We start from the raw sequence: 19,274 nt of genomic DNA, 5'->3' as shown, positions 1-19,274 counted from the left end.
GCGCGCATGAGCGACGCCGCGGGGCGCGCATGATGGGATCGGAGATCCACACTCAAGTCCTTTGCATCCCAGGAGAGTTCATGCCGCACCCCTTCCGCTTCGGAGTCAATCTGCTCACGCCGTCGCCAGCCGCCGACTGGCGCGCCAAGTGCCGCCGCGCCGAGGAACTGGGGTACGACGTGATCCTGGTCCCCGACCATCTCGGCATGGTCGCGCCGTTCCCCGCGCTGGTCGCCGCGGCGGAGGCGACCGAGCGGCCGCGGCTCGGCACGTTCGTGCTCAACGCCGGGTTCTGGAATCCGGCTCTGCTCGCCCGCGAGGTCGCGGCCACCGACGCGCTCACCGGCGGCCGTCTCGAACTCGGCCTCGGGACCGGGTACGTCCAGGCCGAGCACGAGGCGGCCGGGCTGCCCTTCGGCTCGCCGGGCGAGCGGGTGGACCAGTTGCGGCGCACGGTGGCGGAGTTGGACCGACTGCTCGGCTCCGAGGAGTTCCAGCCCCGGCCCACCCAGTCCCGGGTGCCTCTGCTGATCGGCGCCAACGGCGACCGGATGCTGCGCCTGACGGCCGAGCGTGCGGACATCGCGGCCTTCACCGGAGCGCGGGCGGGGGCCGCCCCGGGGACGCTCACGCCACTGAGCGCCGAAGAACTGGACGAGCGGATCGCCCTCTACCGGAAGTCGGCGGCGGGCCGTCCGGAACCCGCCGAGCTGAACCTGTTGATCCAGCTCGTGGCCGTCACCGACGACCCGGGGCCCGTGCTCGAACCGCTGCTCGAACGGCAGCCCGGGCTCACTCTCGACCGGGCACTGGAGCTGCCCATCATCCTGGCCGGGCCCCTGGACGACGTGGTCGCACGGGTGCGCGCGCAGCGGGAGCGGTTCGGGTTCTCGTACCTGACCGTCCTGGAGCCGTACATGGAGGCCTTCGCGCCGGTGATGCGGCGGCTGCGGGAGGAGTCCGCGTGACGACAGCGGGAGGAGTCCGCATGATGAAACGCGCGGACGGCCGCGGCCTCGTGTGATCGGGTGAGCGCATGACCGAAGTGCACATACGTCCCGCCGGGCCCGCCGACCTCGACGCCGTCCTGGCCTTCTGGAAGACGTCCGCCGAGGGCACCAGCATCAGCGACGACCGTGCCGGAGTGGAGCGGCTGGTCGCCCGCGACCCCGGGGCGCTGCTCCTCGCCCTGGAGGTCCCCCCGCTCCACCCGGGCCGGGAGCGGGGCAAGGAGGGCGAGCTGGTCGGCACGGTGATCGCGGGCTTCGACGGCTGGCGCTGCCATCTGTACCGGCTCGCGGTGCACCCGGACCGGCGGCGCCGGGGCATCGGCTCGGTGCTGCTGGCCGCCGCGGAGGAGCGGTTCGCGGAGCTCGGCGGCCGGCGCGGGGACGCGATGGTGCTGGTCCGCAACGAGAGGGCGCAGCACGCGTGGCGGGCGGCCGGGTACGCGCCCGAGGAGCAGTGGCGGCGCTGGGTGAAGCCCCTCACGGACTGACCCCCGAGATCTCTTTGCTCATCCTTTACCATTGGGGGACACTCGGCTTCGATGAAAGGTTGTGAGCGTCCTCCGATGGACGAGCCTCCCGGTCCGCGACACCGCGCGTTCCTCCCCGCCCTGTCCGATCATGGGACGGGGGTGACCCGATGACCGAAGTACTGCTCCTTCTGGTGGCGATCCTGCTCTCGCTCGCCTGCGGTGCCTTCGTGGCGGCCGAGTTCTCGCTGACCACGGTCGAGCGCGGCGAGCTGGAGCGGGCCGCCGCACGCGGCGAGCGCGGCGCCGCGGGCGCCCTGAAAGCCGCACGGAGTCTGACCTTCCAGCTGTCCGGCGCCCAGCTCGGCATCACCGTCACCAACCTGGTCGTCGGCATGCTCGCCGAGCCGTCGATCGCCAGGCTGCTGGCAGGGCCGTTCCGGGCGATGGGCCTGTCGCCCACCACGGCGGATTCGGTCGCGCTGGTGCTGGGCACGGGGCTGTCCACGGTGTTCCTGATGGTCGTCGGCGAACTGGTGCCGAAGAACTGGGCGATCTCCTCGCCGCTGGCCGTGGCCAAGCGGGTGGGCAACCCGCAGCGCTGGTTCAGCGCCGCCTTCCGCCCCTTCATCACCCACCTCAACAGCACGGCCAACCACGTGGTGCGCCGCTTCGGCCTGGAGCCCGCCGAGGAGCTGGCCTCCGCGCGCGGACCGCAGGAGCTGGCCGCCCTCGCACGGCACTCGGCGAAGGAGGGCGCCCTGGAGGCGGACACCGCCGAGCTGTTCCTGCGGACGCTGAACCTGGCCGACCTGACCGCACAGAACGTCATGACCCCGCGCGTCCAGGTCGTCGCCCTCGACACCCAGGCGACCTGCGAGGACGTGGCGAACGCGACCCGGGCCACGGGCCTGTCCCGGTTCCCGGTCTACCGCGGCAGCCTCGACGCGGTCGTCGGCATCGCCCACATCAAGGACGTCCTGGCGCTGCCCGCCGAGGACCGGACCCTGCGCTCCGTCGCCCAGGTGATGCGCGAGCCGCTGCTGGTGCCGGAGTCCCTCACCGTCGACCGGCTGCTGGACCGGCTCTCCGGCAGGCGCACCATGGCCGTCGTCATCGACGAGTACGGCGGTACCGCGGGCGTGGCGACGCTGGAGGACATCGTCGAGGAGGTCGTCGGCGAGGTGCGCGACGAACACGACCCGCACGAGACGCCGGACCTCGCCCCCGCCGGCGCCGACGAAGCGGGCCGGGCCCTGTACTCCGCGGACGGCGCCGCGCGCACGGACCAGCTCGCGCGCGTGGGCCTGCGGGTGCCCGAGGGGCCCTACGAGACACTGGCCGGCCTCGTCGCGGCCGAGCTGGGGCGCATACCCGGGGTCGGGGACAGCGTGGAGATCGCCGGCTGGCGACTGGACGTGGTGGACGCCTCCGGGCGCCGGGCGGCCCGGGTGCTGCTGCACGCCCCGCTGGACGACGAGGAGAGCGACGAGAAGACGGAGCGGACCCGATGACCGCCGTCCAGCTGCTGATCGGTGGGGCGACACTGGTCGTCAACGCCTTCTTCGTGGGCGCCGAGTTCGCGCTGATCTCGGTGCGCCGCTCGCAGATCGAGCCGCTCGCCCAGGAGGGCGACCGGCGCGCCCGGAGCGTGCTGTGGGGCCTGGAGCACGTGTCCGCGCTGCTGGCCGCCGCCCAGCTGGGCATCACCCTGTGCACGCTGGTCCTCGGCGTGGTCGCCGAGCCGGCGATCGCGCATCTGCTGGAGCCGGTGTTCCACGCGGTCGGCGTGTCCAAGGGCGCGGGCCACGCGGTGTCCTTCGTGATCGCGCTGTCCCTGGCCACCTATCTGCACATGCTGCTGGGCGAGATGGTGCCCAAGAACGTCGCGCTCGCCGAGCCGGTGCGCAGCGCGCTGCTGCTCGGCCCTCCCCTGGTCACGCTGTCCCGGGCGCTGCGCCCGGTGATCTTCACGATCAACGCCTTCGCGAACGGACTGCTGAAGCTGCTCAGGGTGGAGGCCAAGGGCGAGGTCGCGGCGACCTTCACGGACACCGAACTGGCCGAGATCGTCAAGGACGCCGGCCTGGCCGGCCTGATCGACGACCGGGCCCAGGAGAGGCTGCACGACGCGCTGGAGCTGGGCCGCAGACCGGTGCGGGACGTGGTCGTACCGCTGGAGAGGGTGGTGTACGCACGCGTGGGCGTCACGGCGGAGCAACTGGAGCGGCTGTCGGCCGAGTCGGGCTTCTCCCGGTTCCCGGTGGTCGACGAGGGCCGCCGGATCGTGGGCTACCTGCACGTCAAGGACGCGCTCGACGCCCTGCCCCGCACCGAGCCGTTCCGGCTGCGCGACATGCGGCCCATCGCACGCGTCCGGGAGAGCACCCCGCTGGACGACGTTCTCACCGCGATGCGGGGCAGCCGTACGCACCTGGCCGGCGTGCTGGGCGAGGACGGGCGGCTCGCCGGCCTGGTGACCATGGAGGACGTCCTGCAGGAGCTGTTCGGCCAGCCCGCGTGAGCGGTACGGGGGCCCTGCCAGAGGGGCAGGCGGCCCGCGTGAGGCGTGTGGGCGGGCAGCGGGACCCGTGCTCGTGCCCGCGGCCCGGGTGGACCACGTCTGCGGCCCTCATGAAGCGTGCGGGCGGTCCGCGGGAAGTCGCGGTGCCTCTAGCGTGTCCGCGGCCCGCGTGAGGCCTGCGGGCGGTCCGCGTGAAGCGCCGGGGCGCCGGGGCGTTCCGGGGTGTACCGGGGCGTTCCGGGGTGTTCCGAGGGCGACCGACCGGCGGGTATGGAGCCGGGATACCATCGCTGTCGCCATGCAGACGAACCCCACGCCTCCTCCGTACTCCAGCCTGGTCGCGCTCGGCGACTCCTTCACCGAAGGCATGTCGGACCTGCTGCCCGACGGCTCCTACCGCGGCTGGGCGGACCTGCTCGCCGCACGGATGGCGGCCCGCAGCCCCGGCTTCCGGTACGCCAACCTCGCCGTGCGCGGGAAGCTGATCGGGCAGATCGTCGACGAGCAGGTGGCCGTGGCGGCGGCGATGAACCCCGATGTGATCACGCTGGTCGGCGGGCTCAACGACGCGCTCAGGCCCAAGTGCGACATGGGCCGGGTACGGGGTCTGCTGACCGAGGCGGTCGAGCGGCTGGCACCCAGCTGCAAGCAGCTCGTGCTGATGCGCAGCCCGGGCCGCCGGGGCCCGGTGCTGGAGCGCTTCCGGCCGCGCATGGAGGAGCTGTTCGCCTGCGTGGACGAGCTGGCCGGGCAGCACGGTGCCCTGGTCGTCGACCTGTACGGTGCGCCGTCGCTGGCCGACCCCCGCATGTGGGACGTGGACCGGCTGCATCTGACCGCGGAGGGGCACCGCCGGGTCGCGGAGGCGGTGTGGCAGACGCTCGGCCACGCGCCCGAGGACGCCGAGTGGCGCACGCCGATGCCGCCCACCGTGCCGCCGGGCTGGGTGACCCGGCGCGTCACGGACGCCCGGTTCGCCAGGCAGCACCTGCTGCCCTGGATAGGCCGGCGCCTGACAGGCCGCTCCTCCGGGGACGGCCTGCCGCCCAAGCGGCCCGAGCTGCTTCCCTACGAGGCTCAGGCGTAGCGTCGCTGCCATGACCACGCGGGTGATCAGTGTCAGGGGCCGGATCCACGAGTTCGGCCCCCGGCTGGAACACGCCCCCGCGGACGTGGTCTACGTGGGCCGGCGCTGGACGATGGGCGGATGGGACCTGCCCCGGCACCCGCTGTACAACCCGTTCGCCTACGACACCCCGAAGAAGAAGCGGGACGGCACCCGGGCCGAGGTGATGGCGATGTACCGGGCCCGTCTGCTGGAGCACCCGGAGCTGCTGGACCTGGTCCCGGACCTGCGGGGCAAGACCCTGGCCTGCTGGTGTACGCCCGAGCCGTGCCACGCGGACGTGCTGGCGGAGCTGGCGGACGCGGGCGACGTGACGCGGCTCTCGTAGCATCCACCGAACCGCCCGATGGCGCTGGCCTGCACAAATCGCCAGTAGAATCCGTACACTGTTCTACCGCCGATCGTATCTATGCTGTTCAGAGGCCATATCTCGCGGTCGACAACGGCCTCTGTCTCACAATTTCTCACACAGGGGCTGTTCGATCTCCCCCATGGAAGCTGTCCCATGCGGTCGCCGCGGCCCTCATGTCCTCGACGTCGACGTGCACATACTTCCGCTTGGTGAAGCTCGCGTTCGTGTGTCCGGCCCACGCCGCGAGGATGACGTCAGGGACGCCGGACACCGCGAGGTAGGACAGGCACGAGTGCCGGGCGTCGTAGAGACGGACCTGCCGCATCCCCAGCTCGCACATCAGCCGGTAGGCGTGCTCGCGCAGGTGCCGCGTGTTCCTCGCGATGCCGAGCTGGTCGACGACGACGTACCCCGACTCGGTGTAGCCCTCGCCCGCGGCCAGCCGCTCACGGGCCTGCAGCGCCCGGAACTTCTTCAGCGCGTCCAGCACGGGCCCCGGCAGCGGCAGGACGCGCTCACCGGCCGCCGTCTTGGCGTCCTTCTCCAGCACCTGCACGTTGCCGATCATCGTGCGGGTGTTGACCATCTCCAGCGTGGCGAGCTTCAGGTCGAGGTCGGTCCAGCGCAGGCCGACGACTTCGGCCGGCCGCAGTCCCATGAGGGAGAGCAGGAGCGGGGCGTACAGGCGGTCCCCCTCGATGCCCGCGATGAACTGCTGCACCTCGGCGACGGTCCACGGCTTGACCTTCGGCCGCTCCCGCTTGTCCGTCTTCTTGTCGGCAAGGCTGATCCGCACGTATTGCGCCGGGCTGGCCGGGATCAGCTTGCGGACGACCGCGCGCCCGAGCGCTTCCCGCAGGCGGGTGAGCACGCCCTCGGCCGTGGAGACGGCGAGCCGGGTTCCGGCCCGCCCTCCCTTGCGGCGGCCGTTGGCCACGATGTCGTCGATGCAGGCCTGCACCTGGTCCTCGGTGAGTTCCTGCAGGCGGACGTGGCCGATGCGGTCGTGAACGTGGACCAGGGCCAGGCGGTACGTGCGGATCGTCGTCTCCTCGACGTCACGCCGCTTGTACTCCAGCCACTGCTCAAGCCACTCCCCCACCGTGACCTTGCTGGGGAGAATCAGAGTCCCCGCCGACCGCTGGTGCTGGATACGCGCGACCTCGTTCTTGACCTCGGTCTTGGTGTCCCGCGTGATGGTGACCTGGACGCGCTTTCCGTTCTCGTCGCGGCCGGCATCGACCACGGTCCGGTAGCGGACAGTGCCGTTCTTGAGCGTCACCTTCTTGATCTCAGCCAACGCCTCTCCCTCAACAGCCGACGATCTGGCTACTCATCCCGCACTGGCCCGCGGAATACCTCCAGGCCGTTCGGCGTCCGGGCTACCCACTCGTCGTCTTCCTTGGTCCACTCGTAACTGGCCTCACCGATGGAGCTCCGCCTCGACGACTGCGCCAGCAACTCGTTGTACTGCTGCCGCAGCGGATTGCGATCCCACTCGGGGCGCGAATCGAGCCGGAAGCGCAGGACTTGCCCGTACCGGTCTCGCTCCGTAGGAGCATGGGGCTCCTCTCCATCGATCCAGGCCCATGCCTTCCGTGCAGGTAGTCCCACCTGCTCCGTGAGCTGTACAGACGTCTCACTGTCCTCGGTGGGAGGAAGAAGAAGCGCGGTCGGGCTCACGTTGAGTGCGAGCGCGAGGGCCACCAGGTCGTCACTGTCGACCCGCCGTTCGCCCTTCTCAATCCTTGTGATCCCGGTAGCAGGGATCGAGTGCCCGATTTCCTTCAGTGCGGCGGAGAGACGTGTCGTCGAAAGGCCACGGTCAGTACGGAATCGAAGGACGTTGGCCGCTACGTAGCGGCTGATCGGTCCCCATCCGGACGGCTTCGGCGACTCGGGGGGTGGCGTCTTCGCTGTCATTTTCGCAGCGTCTCATGCGAAAGCTTGCACAGTCAACGCCAGTCCCGTACCGTTCTCAGCATCGCAGCAAACGCTGCGATTGTTGGAGGTAGTTATGCCTGGAAGCGCAGCGGTCGCTCTCGATCCGGACGAACTCCTTACGCCGATCGAGACTGCGCGCATCACGAAGCTCAGCGTGTCCACGCTCAAGGACAAGCGATGGAAGGGCACCGGACCTCGCTTCATCAAGCTCTCGCCCGGTCGCGGTGGCCGCATCCGGTACCGCCGCCGTGACGTCGAGCAGTGGCTCGACGGCCAGCCCGTCAAGAGCGCCGCCTGATGCCCGCCAAGAAGAGCGAGCCGCCGACGCTCGCCGAGGTGAAGAAGTGGCCCGCGACGGTCAACGTGCCGCGCGCCGCGCTCGCCCTCGGTTGCAGCAAGTCGCAGCTATACGAACTGATCAAGCGTGGCGAGGCACCCGTGCGAACCCTTTCGTTCGGCGCCCGGCACGTCGTCATCACAGCCTCTCTCTTGGCCGTACTCGAAGCCGCCTGAGAAGTAGGACGGCCCGGCCGTCGGTGTCATCACCACCAGCGACCGAGCCTCAACGCTCCACCACACGACGAAGCCCCGGTCCAGCCGGCAAGCAGACCCGGGGCTCGTCTCTCAGAGAGAAGGAGAAGACGTTGTCTCACCAGCTTAAGACCATCCCCGCCCTGGACACCACGCCGTCCGGCCGCGCGCTCCCGTACATCCCCGAGCCCGCCCGCGAGCACCCCGAGAACGCGGCCGCGCCCGGCGCCTGCCCCGTCTTCCGCGACTGCACGATGGCCGACCCCGGGCACTACGACCACAGCGGCCACGACCTCAAGGTGCTGGACCACACCGACGGCAGCACGGTCCTCGACGCCGGCATGGTCGCCCTGTCCGGCGAGGACCAGGCCGCGATCGTCTACATCCACAACGCCGAGTTCGAGGACGCCGCCGCGGTCCACGCCAAGACCGCCGAGCTGCGCCGCTTCCTGGACCAGGTCGACGCGATGGCGGACCGGGTGTTCGCCGACCACAAGGCCGCCAGCGCGTGACCCGCTCCCACGGCCCCCGTCGACTCCGCCCGGCCGCCACGGTCGGGCGGGGCCCGGGTCCGTGAGCCTCGGCGGTCCGCCACCCACCGCCAGAAGCAGTGCCCCAAGTCCACAGGCCGCGCCGCCCACCGGCCGAACCCCTCGCAAGGACTGAGCAACGTGACTGACAACCCCGTCACCCCACCGGGTGGCGACACCCCCGACGCGGTGGCGCTGTGGGCATCGAGCGCCGTGACGCAACTCCTCGATGGCCAGCCCGACCCGCCCAAGTACGGATCCACTGCCTGGCGGCGTCTTCCTGGTGACGATCCGCGCAGGGCCGCTGCGATCATCACTGCCGCCGAGTCCTGGCGGCGGTATGGCCACGACGACCTGTCTGTGATCGAGGCCGCGGAGATGTGGCGGAAGTACGGCGACGACGTACTGACCTGGTTCAAGGAAGCCTCCGCCTCGCACCGGCCGCTTGCTGAGCGCAAGACGCTTGACGAGCTGGACGAACTCGCGAAGCCGAAGCCGGCACGCCCGGTGCAGGCCACCGCCGAGTGGCCGCCGGTCGCGATCCCAGGACGGCCCGGCTGGTACCGGCACCTCGTCAACGGCTGCCAGGCCGACCTTGAGAACAGGCGGGCGGCTGCATGAACGATGCCGACGCCTTCGTGCAGGCCCTGAGCCGGGGCGCGGAGCACTGCGCCCACCCGACGCGAGACGGCGGCGTCTGCGGCCTCACCGAGCCCACCCACCGAGACGGCATGCTCAGTCACGACTTCCTGCTCCCGCTGAGCGCAGAGCCGTGGCCGGAAGAAGCGGCGGCGGATAGGTCAGCACAGGAGGCGCCGCAGCAGTCGCGCCGATCGTGGCGGGCGCAGGATCTCTCGGAGCTCGTTAACGGCACGTTCAAGCCCGCCTTGCCGACCGTCGGAGCGCGGGCCGACGGTGTGGGTGTGCTGTACCCGGGCCGCATGAGCACGGTTGCTGCGGAGTCCGAGGCCGGCAAGACGTGGTTCGCTCTGGTCCTGGTTCTGCAGGAGCTGAACCGTGGCAACCACGTGGTCTACATGGACTTCGAGGACGAGGCCGCAGGCGTAGTCGGGCGTCTGCTGAGCATGGGCGCGAACATCGACGACGTCTTGGAGCGGTTCCACTACATCCGGCCCGAAGAGCCTCTCAGTGCCGTCGATCTGGTGGACCTGGCCGCAGTGCTGCAGCTGGGGCCGACGCTCGCAGTGGTCGACGGTGTCACCGAGGGCATGTCGTTGCACGGGCTGAACATCAACGACAACAAGGACGTAGCGGTGTTCGGCCGACGCGTGCTGCGACCGCTGCAGGACGCGGGCCCGGCAGTGGTGACGCTCGATCACGTGGTGAAGTCGGCGGATAACCGGGGCCGGTACGCGATCGGTGGTGTGCACAAGCTCAACGGCCTCAACGGCGTGATGTACCTGCTGGAGAACGTCAAGCCGTTCGGCCTCGGCGTCAAGGGCCGGTCGATAGTCCGGATCGCCAAAGACCGGCCCGGCCAGCTCCGCAAGGAGTCCTTGCCGCACAAGTCGGGGCTGTTCTGGTTCGCGGACCTGGTGGTGGACGCGACAGAGCCGGGCCTTGTCGAGGCGGTGCTGTACGCGCCGATCGCGCAGGCCGAGGACGTTGATCCGGAGGAGCAGAAGGAAGCCGAGGCGCAGGCCAGGGTGGACGCTGCGAAGCCGCGGGTCCTCCGTGCCATCCAGACGGCGAAGCGTCCTCTGTCTGGCCGGGAGATCCTCGAACGCGTCCCCGGGAAGCAGGCTGAGGTTCGGCGGGCCGTCGCAGCGCTGGTCGACGAGGGGCGGCTGGTGACGAAGCCTGGTCCGCGGGGAGCCACGCTGCACGACCTGCCGGGGGGTAAGTCGGATGGCTAGTGCGTCCCAGTGCGTCCCGAGCGGCCGTTCCAGCGCATCGAGACTTGAGCGTTTCCGCAGGTCAGGTGTGGTTTCAGTGCGTCCCAAGATGTCGGGACGCACTAACCCTGATCTGAAACCTCGTCAGGTAAAGAGTCGGGACGCACTAGAAAGCGCTGTGACCTGCGGAAACATGCCGTCACTTCAGCGCGTCCCAGTGAGTCCCAGTGAGTCCCGGGCCGCACTGGTCAGTGTGCGTCCCGAGTCCCCCCTCTTTAGGGGGACGCGGGGACGCGCCACGGAAGCCCCGCACGCCACTCGGGAGTACCCGTGACCGAAGAACCTGATCTCTTCCGGGCGGTCGCCGCAGCGCTCATCAAGCAACACGGCTGGGACCGCGCCATTTTCGTTGCCACTGCCGTGCGCGGCTATGTCTACGGCCAGCCCAACCCGGGCCCGCACCGCGACGAAGCAGAGAAGCTCTACGGCCAACTCGGCTGGGAACAGTCAGCGCTGCTCGCCGCATGGTTCCGAGACTCCCGCAACTGGCCCAAGGGGCGTGCAGCATGACCAGCCACGTCGAACAGCAGATAGCGGCCCGGATCGCCGCAGCCCGCCGGAAGGACGCCGAGGACAAGCGGCGTCGGCAGGAACTCGCCGAGGCCCGGCAGCACGGCCTGGCCGCGCGGCACGCGCAGAAGCTCCGCAATCAGGCTTCCCGTTCCACCACCCCGAAGGAGAACCGCATGACCAGCAAGCTCGACCAGACCCGCCGCGCTGCAATGGAGCTGACCCTCTACCAGCTGCAGACACCGAACACCACCGACGTCTACGACCTGCTCACCCGCCTCTGCCCGCGCGGCATCCACGACCTGCTGCCTCTCACCCTCCACCTCGCCGAGTCGGCCGGCGAACTCCTCGCCCGTGAGTGCGGCAGCAAGGTCGACGCGGCCGCCTCGCTCGCCCAGCAGCTCGCCAAGGCCTCCGAGTCCGACCGGTGAGCAAGGGCCCGCGGTGTGATGGCCTGAGGTGCGTTGGTGTGGCGGGTTGCGTGTGTGCGGCCGCAGCTTTTCGGGGCTTGATCGGAAAGGGGATGGCGGGATGAATGGATGGGCGTTCGCGGCGGTGGCCGTGGTGTGTGTGACGGTGCTCGCGGTGGTGTTGCTGTGGGCGGTGGTCCGGGTGTCGCAGCGTCAGGCCGGTGCCGGAGTCGGGGTTGCGCTGCCGGTCGGAGAGGGGTTGCGTCGGCAGGTTGCTGAGGCGGCGGAGCGTTCGCGGCGTGGGCAGGAGGGCGAGTGATGGGGCGCGGTCAGCAGCTGCTCAGGGCCCTTGGTGCGGCCCGGTCGGACCTGATGGATGCGGCGGGTCTTGGGCTGCTGGCGTCGGCGGCGTTCACCTGGTGTACGTCGGCTGGGCTGGTGGTGGCTGGGTTGGCGGTGTTCGCCATGAACTGGCGGCTGAATGAGGGTCGCGGGTGAGGCACAACTTCGCGGGCCCACGGCCTGCGCTGCAGCTGGGCATTCCCGAGTTCGTGATGGAGGCCCGGGAGCGCCTGCGGTGCCGGGCTGACCCTGACGCCTACTTCGCGGACGGCGTCCGGCCGGCGGGAGCACGGGCCCTGTGCGGGGGTTGCAGTCAGCTGGACCCGTGCCGTCAGTTTGCGCTCGTGCGCCCGGAGCTGGTGGGCGTGTGGGGTGGGACGACGCGGCGGGAGCGGGAGGCGTTGAGGCGTCAGGGGTCGTCGGGAGGGTTGCCGACGGCCTCGTAACAGACAGGGTGCGTTGGTTGTGACCAGCAGTTTTCCGGGCGGACGTGTACCCACCCGGTTACCAGTAGAGGCGATCAAGGAGTAACGGTCATGGCGGTGCAGATCACCGAAGTGCAGGTGCGGCAGGCTGAGGCGCGGGCCGAGCGGGCGGAGGAGGCCCGGGCGGTGGCGGCGCGGAAGTTGGAGGCGTCGCCGTACAGCGATGTCGCTGCGATGGAGCACGCGGACGCTGCGCGCACGGCGGCGCAGGAGAGGGCGAACGCGAGGGAGATTCGGCAGGCGTATGAGCGACAGTTGGAGGAGGAGCGGCGGCGGGCGTCACGGCCGGCGCTGGAGAAGGCGGCGGCCGCCGAGATTCGCCAGGCGGGCCGGGACATGGACGGGCGGCGGAAGGCGCTCGTTGATGCGGCGGTGGCGGCGCAGGCTGCGTTGGTGGTGCTGGTGGACGCGGGTGTTACGTATAACGAGGCTCTTGCAGGGCACGTGCAGGTGCTGGCCGGGGCGGGTCTGGACTTCCGCGACGGCGAGTCCGGCGGGGAGCGGTCCACCCTCAACATCGACCGGCTGAAGGTGCACGGTCGGGAGTTCCACCCGGTGGATCCGGGTTCGGTGGGGGCGTGGGTGCTGCGGCGGGTGGCGGAGGCCCGGTTGTCGTCGTATCACCACCTGGTGCCCGGGCTGGAGTGGTTGTGGCGGGGTGTGGAGATGACGCAGCCCGGACTGAAGGGGGAGGTGGCGGTCCCGCCGGTGAAGGTGTTCCCGGAGCCGCCGCGGTTGCGGGTGGCGCGTGTGGACTGACGGCCTGTGCGCGGGCGCCCGGTCTTCCTGCGGGGAGGGCCGGGCGTTCGGGTTTACGAGTGGGTTTCGGTCGCACGCGGTTCGACTGGGCGGGGCTGCGGGGTTGTTGCAAGGCGTTCTTGCCGCCGCATCGTCTGGCTCCAGATAGTCTTTATTCTCTGGAATCAGAACGGGCTTTGTGAGGAGGGCAGTTCATGAGCGGCATCGAGCGCTACCAGCCCGGCGGGGCACTGTCGACGGAGGTGCTGTCACCGGAGGCGCAAGCCGCCCTCGCGGCCGGCCGCTCCGACTCGACGCGCCGCGCCTACCGCGAGGACCGGCAGGAGTACGTCGCCTGGTGCTCCGACCGCGGCGTGGCTCCGCTCCCGGCAACCCAGGAGCTGCTCGTCGAGTACGTCACCCACCTGACGATCACGCCCCGGCCGCGTACTGGCCGGCCGTCCTCGCCGAGCTCCATCGAGCGCGCCCTGTCGGCCATCTCGACGATGCACGCCGAGCTGAGCTTGCCGCGCCCAGAGACGAAGGGCGCCCGCACGGTCGTGGCCGGGTACAAGCACAGGCTGGCGAGGGCCAAGGACCCGGCAGCCAAGCCCCGCCAGTCGTCCGCGGCCGTGCCCGCCGCGCTGCGGAAGATGCTCGCCGTCCTCGACCGGGACACGCTCATCGGTAAGCGGGACGCGGCCATGCTGCTGCTCGGCTACGCGGCGGCGACCCGATCCTCGGAGCTGGTGGCCCTCGACATCAAGGACGTCGTGGAGTGCGACGAGGGGATCGAGGTCGAGGTGTACCGGGTGAAGATGAAGAAGTACACCAAGGCCGCGGTGCCCTACGGCAAGAACCCGGCTACGTGCCCCGTCCGCGCCCTGCGTGCGCTGCTCACGGCGATGCGGGAGGCAGGGCGCATCGAGGGCCCGCTGTTTGTACGGATCGACCGGCACGGCCGTGTGGCGCCGCCGATGATGCGGCGCGGCAAGCCGATCGGGGACCCGGCCGGCCGCCTCACCGCTGATGCGGCGTCCGACGTCATCGAGCGGCTGGCCGCCGAGGCGGGGTTGGAGGGGAGGTGGCGGGGACACTCACTGCGCCGAGGGTTCGCCACCGCGGCCGTGCGCGCAGGGGCGTCCATGGTCCGCGTGGCCCGGCAGGGCGGATGGACGGACAACTCCACCTCGTTGAGCCGCTACTTCGAGGAGGGCGACCAGTGGGCAGACAACCCGGTCGCCGGTCTCTGAGGGCGGCAGAGTAGCGGTGCTCACCGACACGACCCCCGGCTTCGGTCGGGGGTCTTTGTCGTGTTCCGACAGTTGCCGATCACGTGCTGTTCTTTGCCGATGCGACGCTCCGGTGGGCAGATTCCACCTGCTTCACGGCAATCAGGGGGAGATCCTTCCAAGAAATTGCAGCTTGAGCAGTAAAATCTGTCCATGGAAAACGTGAACGCGCACGGTGCTGCGCCCCTCGTTCTGCCTCTGTCGTCGAAGGTGTCGCGCAAGGAGCGGGCCGCGGTCCTGCTCGCGCTTGGTGGAACCTCGACAATCGCGGGCCGTGCCCTGGACGTCGACCCGTCCACGGTCCGCCGCTGGCGTCAGACGCCCGGCTTCCGGGCCACGGTCACCGATCTGCGGCTGCGACTGATAGGCACCGACCCGGTGAACGCCGTCGCCGCTCTCACCGCCCCGGAGAAGGGCGGCGAGCGGTGAGCCGTCGAAAGGGCTGCGGGAAGCCCTGGAAGGCGGCAGGAGCCCGCGGGGCTGCCCGGCAACGGCTGGTCGACAGCTTCGCCCGTACGACTCCTGGCGGGGTGAAGGTGCTGGTCGTCTCCGACTACACGCCGGGGGACTCGCCATGGGTCGACAGCTGGGCCGAATGGCTGCTCGCCGATGACGTACCGCGGTGCGAGCATCTGTCTCGCCGGCCGGGCGCTGGCTTCCTGAACGGCTCCGAGCGGTACGGCCGCTGCCTGGACTGCCACACGGAGCATGCGGCCTCCGAGGCCGTGCGGGGGCTGCTGGACGGCGGCAGGATCGCGAAGTGCGGGCGCTGCGAGGCGGCTGTGGTGCCGGCGTTGCTGCGTCCGGTCGCGGTTGAGCTTGGGCCGTGGGTCCTTGTGTCGGCTCTGTGCCCCGTGTGTGCGACCGTCCTGCTGCACGAGGGCCAGTCGGGGCAGGGGCTGGCGGCGGTTGGCGGGGGGAGGTGAGCCGTGTCCGCGAACGTTGTTGAAATCCTCGTCACCGCGAAGGATCTCGCCAGCCCGACGATGGCGCGGCTTAACGCGCAGGTAGAGGGCGCCAGCAAGGGCATGGCGGTTTTCCACAAGACCGCGCTCATCGCTGGTGCTGGCCTGGTGGCGATGGGTGCCGAGTCGGTGAAGATGGCCGCCAAGTTTGACGCCTCCATGACACAGCTACACACCCAGGCAGGGGTTTCCCAAGACAAGATCGCCGGACTAAAGAAGGGCGTCCTGGATCTGGCGGGCAAGGTCGGCCAGGACCCCGACAGCCTCGCCGAGTCGCTGTACCACGTTGAGTCCAACTTCGAATCGACGGGCATCTCCGGCACGAAGGCGTTGAAGCTGGTGGAGACCGCGGCGAAGGGCGCCACCATCGGCCACGCGGACCTCGTGGACGTCACCAACGCCCTCACCGCCGCCGTCGCGAGCGGGATCCCCGGCGTCGAGAATTTCGACAAGGCGATGGGCACCCTCAACGCCACCGTCGGCACAGGCGACATGAAAATGCAGGACCTCGCGGACGCGTTCGGTACCGGCATGCTGGCCGCCGTAAAGGGCTACGGCGTGACGATTCAGGACGTCGGGGCTGGCTTGGCGGTCTTTGGTGACAACAACGTCCGTGGGGCGAAGGCCGGCACCGAGTTCCGGATGATGATTCAGGGCCTAGCTCATCCGGTGGCCACGGCCAAGGATGAGTTGTCCAAGCTCGGACTGGCGCAGGACGACCTCGCGAAGGACATGCAGAAGGGCGGCCTAAACGCCGCCATGAAGGATCTTGTCGGCCGGATGAAGGCCGCCGGGGTGTCGAGCAAGGAACAGGGACAGGTCATCACCGACCTGTTCGGCAAGAAGGCCGGCCAGGGCATCAGCATGCTGGTCAGCGAGTTCGACAAGCTTGAGTCGAAGTACCCGGCCGGTATCGCGGGCGCGAACAAGTTTGGCGAGGCCTGGGCGGCTACACAGAAGACGTTCGCGTTTCAGACGAAGGCGTTGCAGGCGTCGTTTGACGCCTTGATGATCACGCTGGGGAACAAGCTGATCCCGCCCTTGCAGGCCTTCGTCAGTCTGCTACTGGCGCACAAGGGCGCGACCGTGGCTGCAACGGCCGCGCTCGCCGGGCTCCTTGCCGCCACAGTCGCTGTGTCTGCCGCGATGAAGGTTGCTGCCGCGGCCTCGATGCTGTGGGCGGCGGGTGGGCGGGCCGTCGCCGCCCTTCAGGGCGTGTTCGAGGGCGTTGCCTTGCGTGCGATGTACATGAAGGAGGCGTTCATCGCGGCCGGCGGTGGCGTGGCCGGGTTGAAGGCGGCGTTCGCAGGGCTGGGTGCGATCGGTAAGGCGTCCGTGGTTGTGGGCGGCCTTGCTCTGCTGGCCATCGCGGTGAGCAAGATTGCCGACCTGGGGAAGACGGCGCCTCCGGATGTGGACAAGCTGACGACGTCGTTGAAGAACCTGGCGTCGTCGGGGAAGTTCTCTGGCGAGTTGCAGAAGACGTTCGGCGACATGGACGGGCTGGTCGCCAAGGTCGGTGAGCTGAACCACAAGTCCGCGCAGATGAGTTCGACGCCGTTCGGGTTCCGTATCCCTGGCCTGGACGATATCGCCGACAAGATCAAGTCTGCTGTTCACAACGTCACGGACGGAAAGGACTCGCTCGACGCCCTCAAGGGCGACTTCAACAGCCTCGACAAGTCGCTCGCGGGAATGGCGTCCAACGGCTTCGCGGACTCGGCAGCGAAGGACTTCACCCGCATGAGTACCGCGCTGAAGAGTGCGGGGTACTCGACGAAGGACATCAACAGGCTGTTCCCGACCTACACGTCCTCGCTGAAGGGCCTGAAGGCGGAGCAAGAACTGACCGCGGACAGCATGGGCCTGTTCGGTAAGGCGGCCGTTTCCACGCAGAAGAATCTCGACGCTGAGGCGCAGTCCGCGAAGGGCCTCGAACAGTCGATCATGGCTCTGAACGCGGTACACCGCGGCGCGTTCGACGCTGAGACGGCCTTCTATCAAGCCATGAGCGACGCCCAGAAGGCGGTCAAGGAGAACGGCCGGACCCTGAACGTCAACTCAGAGGCGGGCCGGAAGAACCGCGATGTCCTGAGCCAACTTGCTGCGAAGACCGAGGACCTCGTCGACAAGAAGATGAAGGAAAAGGTCTCCTGGGATCAGGTCGACAAGACGTATCAGAAGGGCCGCAAGAGCCTCATTGATGCCGCCATGGCAATGGGCGACACCAAGAAGCAGGCGGAGGAACTCGCGGACGCGATCCTAAAGGCGCCTGATGCGAAGAAGTTCCAGTTCAAGGTTGACGACAAGCAAGCAGCTGCCGACCTGAACGCCTTCAACGCTGCAGTGAAGAAGACGCCGGGCGCGAAGAGCGTAACCCTGAAGACGCTGAGCAAGACTGCCGAGCAGGTGCTGGAGGCGTTCGGGTTCAAGGTAAAGCGTCTCCCGAACGGCAGCGTCAAGGTCACAGCGGCTACCGGGGCTGCCCTGGCGGCGATCCGGAATGTGGCAGGCGCCGTCAACGCGCTTCACGGCAAGACTGTGGGCATCGGCGTCTACACGACCCACTACTACAAGACGGTGCAGCAGGGCGGAGTGCACTCTGGCCCGCAGCTTCCTGGCATGCCGGGTGCTGCGCGTGGTGGTCTGCTCCGCGGGTACGCGGCTGGTGGCGACGTCCAGATGTTCCCGGACGGCGGCTACGTGCAGGGGCCCGGCTCCGGCACCAGCGACAGCATCCTCGCCCTCATGGGCTCTGGCGCTATGGCCAGGGTGTCGAATACCGAGTACGTCATGAAGGCCGACGCCGTCCGGAAGTACGGCGTGAAGTTCTTCGACGCCCTGAACGAAGGCCGCCTGCATGTGTCCGGGTTTGCGCGCGGCGGTCACCTGACGAAGGCGCAGAGGCGGGCCCAACAGCGGGCGAAGCAGGCCAGGCAGCGGGCGATCGAGCAGGCCAAGGCTGAGAAGGAGGCCCGCGGCCAGCTGTCCAGCGAGTTCGGCATCAGCTACTTCGGCCGGCTGGCGGGCTACAAGCGGACCCCGTTCGAGCACAACGTGGGCGCGCCGACGGATATCAACGCGCTGGTGTCGTCGCTGAACGAGGCTGCGGGGAAGATCAAGGCAGCGTTCCACGGCCGGACCGAGACGAACCTGCTGCGGCACCTGAACAGCGTCGGCAAGTCCCTGATCAGCCACGAGAAGGCCCTCACCAAGGTCACGGCTTCCCTGGACAAGGCGAAGGACAAGCTCAACAGCCTGAAGGATTCCGCGTCCCAGCTGTCCGACTCGGTGAAGTCCAACCTGATCAGCTCGGCGAACATCACCAAAGCCGCGAGCGGGGCCGAGGGCGGCACGCTGACCCTGTCGGCGGTCCGAGCTGGCATGGTCGTCTCACGGGACAAGGTGATCGCGTTCGCCAACGCCCTGAAGGCCCTGAAAGCGAAGGGCTTCAGCAAGAGCGTGATCCAGCAGGTCGCCGAGGCCGGCATCGACGGTGGCGGTCTGGAGACTGCGGGTGCGCTGCTGCAGGCGTCGGGTTCCGAGGTCAAGTCCATCAACGCCATGCAGGGGCAGATCGAGTCCGCGGCCGGGTCGGCTGGCAAGACCACGGCTGACACGGTGTACGGGAAGGCGATCAAGGATCAGACGGCTGCTGTCAAGAAGCTCACGCATCAGCAGGCCAGGCTCGAAAAGGCTATGGCTGACCTCGCGAAGGCGATGGAAAAGCTGATCCAGAAGGCGTTCAAGGGCAAGGCCACGGGCGGTGTTGTCGGTATGGCTGCCGCGGGTGGCCTGCGCTCCGACCTGACCTGGGTGGGCGAGCAGGGCCCCGAACTCCTCGACCTGCCTGCCGGGTCGCGGGTGTGGTCCAACGCGGACAGCCGGCGGATGGCGCAGGCTCAGACGCCGTGGGCTTCGATGCTCACCACTCAGCAACGAGCGCATGCGGCAGCTGCGAGCGTGGCTCCGGCGCGGCAGGAGCACGTGGTTGTTCTGGAGATCCGCGCGGGCGACAGCGGGCAGTACACCGAGTTCCTTGTCGGTCAGCTGCGTAAGGCTGTTCGGGTTCGTGGATCAGTTGAGGCTACGCTCGCGCCGCCGCGCGGCCGGTAGCCGCTCCAGCACGATG

Annotated in this window: 22 protein-coding genes; 20 read left to right on the top strand and 2 right to left on the bottom strand. The window is 69.2% G+C overall.

Annotated elements, in window-relative coordinates; genetic code table 11:
- The first annotated feature begins 80 nt into the window (after window positions 1–80).
- The 6 genes from ACFZCP_RS35300 (at window position 81) to ACFZCP_RS35275 (ending at window position 5,455) form a co-directional block, all read left to right on the top strand.
- Window positions 81–968: a TIGR03621 family F420-dependent LLM class oxidoreductase gene (locus ACFZCP_RS35300; RefSeq protein WP_391436010.1), complete on the top strand. Its 888-nt coding sequence runs from the start codon at window positions 81–83 to the stop codon at window positions 966–968.
- Between the two features lie 68 nt (window positions 969–1,036).
- On the top strand, window positions 1,037–1,498 hold the full coding sequence (locus ACFZCP_RS35295; RefSeq protein WP_391436005.1) for a GNAT family N-acetyltransferase: 462 nt from the start codon (window positions 1,037–1,039) through the stop codon (window positions 1,496–1,498).
- Between the two features lie 149 nt (window positions 1,499–1,647).
- The gene (locus ACFZCP_RS35290) at window positions 1,648–2,991 is read left to right on the top strand and encodes a CNNM domain-containing protein (protein WP_391436001.1); all 1,344 of its coding nucleotides are present in this window, start codon (window positions 1,648–1,650) and stop codon (window positions 2,989–2,991) included.
- On the top strand, window positions 2,988–4,001 hold the full coding sequence (locus ACFZCP_RS35285) for a CNNM domain-containing protein (RefSeq protein ID WP_391435998.1): 1,014 nt from the start codon (window positions 2,988–2,990) through the stop codon (window positions 3,999–4,001). Before ACFZCP_RS35290 ends, ACFZCP_RS35285 begins: the two co-directional genes overlap by 4 nt.
- A 298-nt stretch (window positions 4,002–4,299) precedes the next feature.
- Window positions 4,300–5,088 (top strand): GDSL-type esterase/lipase family protein, encoded by a 789-nt coding sequence (locus tag ACFZCP_RS35280; protein WP_391435995.1) that lies wholly within the window; start codon window positions 4,300–4,302, stop codon window positions 5,086–5,088.
- 10 nt (window positions 5,089–5,098) lie between these two features.
- Complete coding sequence (locus ACFZCP_RS35275) at window positions 5,099–5,455, top strand: DUF4326 domain-containing protein (protein WP_362694996.1); 357 nt, start codon at window positions 5,099–5,101, stop codon at window positions 5,453–5,455.
- A 136-nt stretch (window positions 5,456–5,591) separates the two neighbouring features.
- Here the strand turns inward: ACFZCP_RS35275 and xerC are convergent, their stop codons facing one another.
- Together xerC and ACFZCP_RS35265 are read right to left on the bottom strand one after the other, a co-directional pair.
- A complete protein-coding gene (gene xerC, locus ACFZCP_RS35270) occupies window positions 5,592–6,779 on the bottom strand; it encodes a tyrosine-type recombinase/integrase (RefSeq protein WP_391435988.1) in 1,188 nt (395 codons plus the stop codon).
- A 29-nt stretch (window positions 6,780–6,808) separates the two neighbouring features.
- A complete protein-coding gene (locus ACFZCP_RS35265; RefSeq protein WP_391435984.1) occupies window positions 6,809–7,402 on the bottom strand; it encodes a helix-turn-helix domain-containing protein in 594 nt (197 codons plus the stop codon).
- A gap of 94 nt (window positions 7,403–7,496) precedes the next feature.
- On the opposite strand from ACFZCP_RS35265, the gene ACFZCP_RS35260 reads away from it, so the two are divergent.
- From ACFZCP_RS35260 to ACFZCP_RS35195, 14 genes are all read left to right on the top strand, one after another.
- Window positions 7,497–7,721, top strand: a complete 225-nt coding sequence (locus ACFZCP_RS35260; RefSeq protein WP_391435981.1) for a helix-turn-helix domain-containing protein — start codon at window positions 7,497–7,499, stop codon at window positions 7,719–7,721.
- Entirely contained in the window at window positions 7,721–7,936 is a 216-nt protein-coding gene (locus tag ACFZCP_RS35255) for a DNA-binding protein (protein ID WP_391435978.1), read from the top strand. Before ACFZCP_RS35260 ends, ACFZCP_RS35255 begins: the two co-directional genes overlap by 1 nt.
- Before the next feature lie 131 nt (window positions 7,937–8,067).
- Window positions 8,068–8,466, top strand: coding sequence for a hypothetical protein (locus tag ACFZCP_RS35250; protein ID WP_391435976.1), 399 nt, complete (start codon window positions 8,068–8,070; stop codon window positions 8,464–8,466).
- A 159-nt stretch (window positions 8,467–8,625) separates the two neighbouring features.
- Complete coding sequence (locus tag ACFZCP_RS35245) at window positions 8,626–9,105, top strand: hypothetical protein (RefSeq protein ID WP_391435973.1); 480 nt, start codon at window positions 8,626–8,628, stop codon at window positions 9,103–9,105.
- The gene (locus tag ACFZCP_RS35240) at window positions 9,102–10,361 is read left to right on the top strand and encodes an AAA family ATPase (protein ID WP_391435970.1); all 1,260 of its coding nucleotides are present in this window, start codon (window positions 9,102–9,104) and stop codon (window positions 10,359–10,361) included. Before ACFZCP_RS35245 ends, ACFZCP_RS35240 begins: the two co-directional genes overlap by 4 nt.
- Before the next feature lie 309 nt (window positions 10,362–10,670).
- Window positions 10,671–10,910 carry a hypothetical protein gene (locus ACFZCP_RS35235; RefSeq protein WP_391435967.1) on the top strand — a complete coding sequence of 80 codons (240 nt, stop codon included), beginning with the start codon at window positions 10,671–10,673 and terminating at the stop codon, window positions 10,908–10,910.
- A complete protein-coding gene (locus ACFZCP_RS35230; RefSeq protein ID WP_391435964.1) occupies window positions 10,907–11,341 on the top strand; it encodes a hypothetical protein in 435 nt (144 codons plus the stop codon). Before ACFZCP_RS35235 ends, ACFZCP_RS35230 begins: the two co-directional genes overlap by 4 nt.
- Before the next feature lie 100 nt (window positions 11,342–11,441).
- The gene (locus ACFZCP_RS35225) at window positions 11,442–11,639 is read left to right on the top strand and encodes a hypothetical protein (protein WP_391435962.1); all 198 of its coding nucleotides are present in this window, start codon (window positions 11,442–11,444) and stop codon (window positions 11,637–11,639) included.
- Window positions 11,640–11,874: 235 nt separating this feature from the next.
- Window positions 11,875–12,108 (top strand): WhiB family transcriptional regulator, encoded by a 234-nt coding sequence (locus tag ACFZCP_RS35220; protein ID WP_391436317.1) that lies wholly within the window; start codon window positions 11,875–11,877, stop codon window positions 12,106–12,108.
- 90 nt (window positions 12,109–12,198) lie between these two features.
- Window positions 12,199–12,906: a hypothetical protein gene (locus ACFZCP_RS35215; protein ID WP_391435960.1), complete on the top strand. Its 708-nt coding sequence runs from the start codon at window positions 12,199–12,201 to the stop codon at window positions 12,904–12,906.
- Between the two features lie 194 nt (window positions 12,907–13,100).
- The gene (locus ACFZCP_RS35210; protein WP_391435958.1) at window positions 13,101–14,138 is read left to right on the top strand and encodes a tyrosine-type recombinase/integrase; all 1,038 of its coding nucleotides are present in this window, start codon (window positions 13,101–13,103) and stop codon (window positions 14,136–14,138) included.
- A gap of 192 nt (window positions 14,139–14,330) precedes the next feature.
- The gene (locus ACFZCP_RS35205; protein WP_391435955.1) at window positions 14,331–14,606 is read left to right on the top strand and encodes a hypothetical protein; all 276 of its coding nucleotides are present in this window, start codon (window positions 14,331–14,333) and stop codon (window positions 14,604–14,606) included.
- The gene (locus ACFZCP_RS35200) at window positions 14,603–15,103 is read left to right on the top strand and encodes a hypothetical protein (RefSeq protein WP_391435952.1); all 501 of its coding nucleotides are present in this window, start codon (window positions 14,603–14,605) and stop codon (window positions 15,101–15,103) included. Before ACFZCP_RS35205 ends, ACFZCP_RS35200 begins: the two co-directional genes overlap by 4 nt.
- 3 nt (window positions 15,104–15,106) lie before the next feature.
- Window positions 15,107–19,258 (top strand): phage tail tape measure protein, encoded by a 4,152-nt coding sequence (locus tag ACFZCP_RS35195; protein WP_391435950.1) that lies wholly within the window; start codon window positions 15,107–15,109, stop codon window positions 19,256–19,258.
- The last annotated feature ends 16 nt before the right edge of the window (window positions 19,259–19,274 follow it).

Source organism: Streptomyces sp. NPDC007971, from assembly GCF_042958635.1.
GTDB lineage: Bacteria > Actinomycetota > Actinomycetes > Streptomycetales > Streptomycetaceae > Streptomyces.
This window is presented reverse-complemented; position numbering and strand designations above follow the sequence as displayed.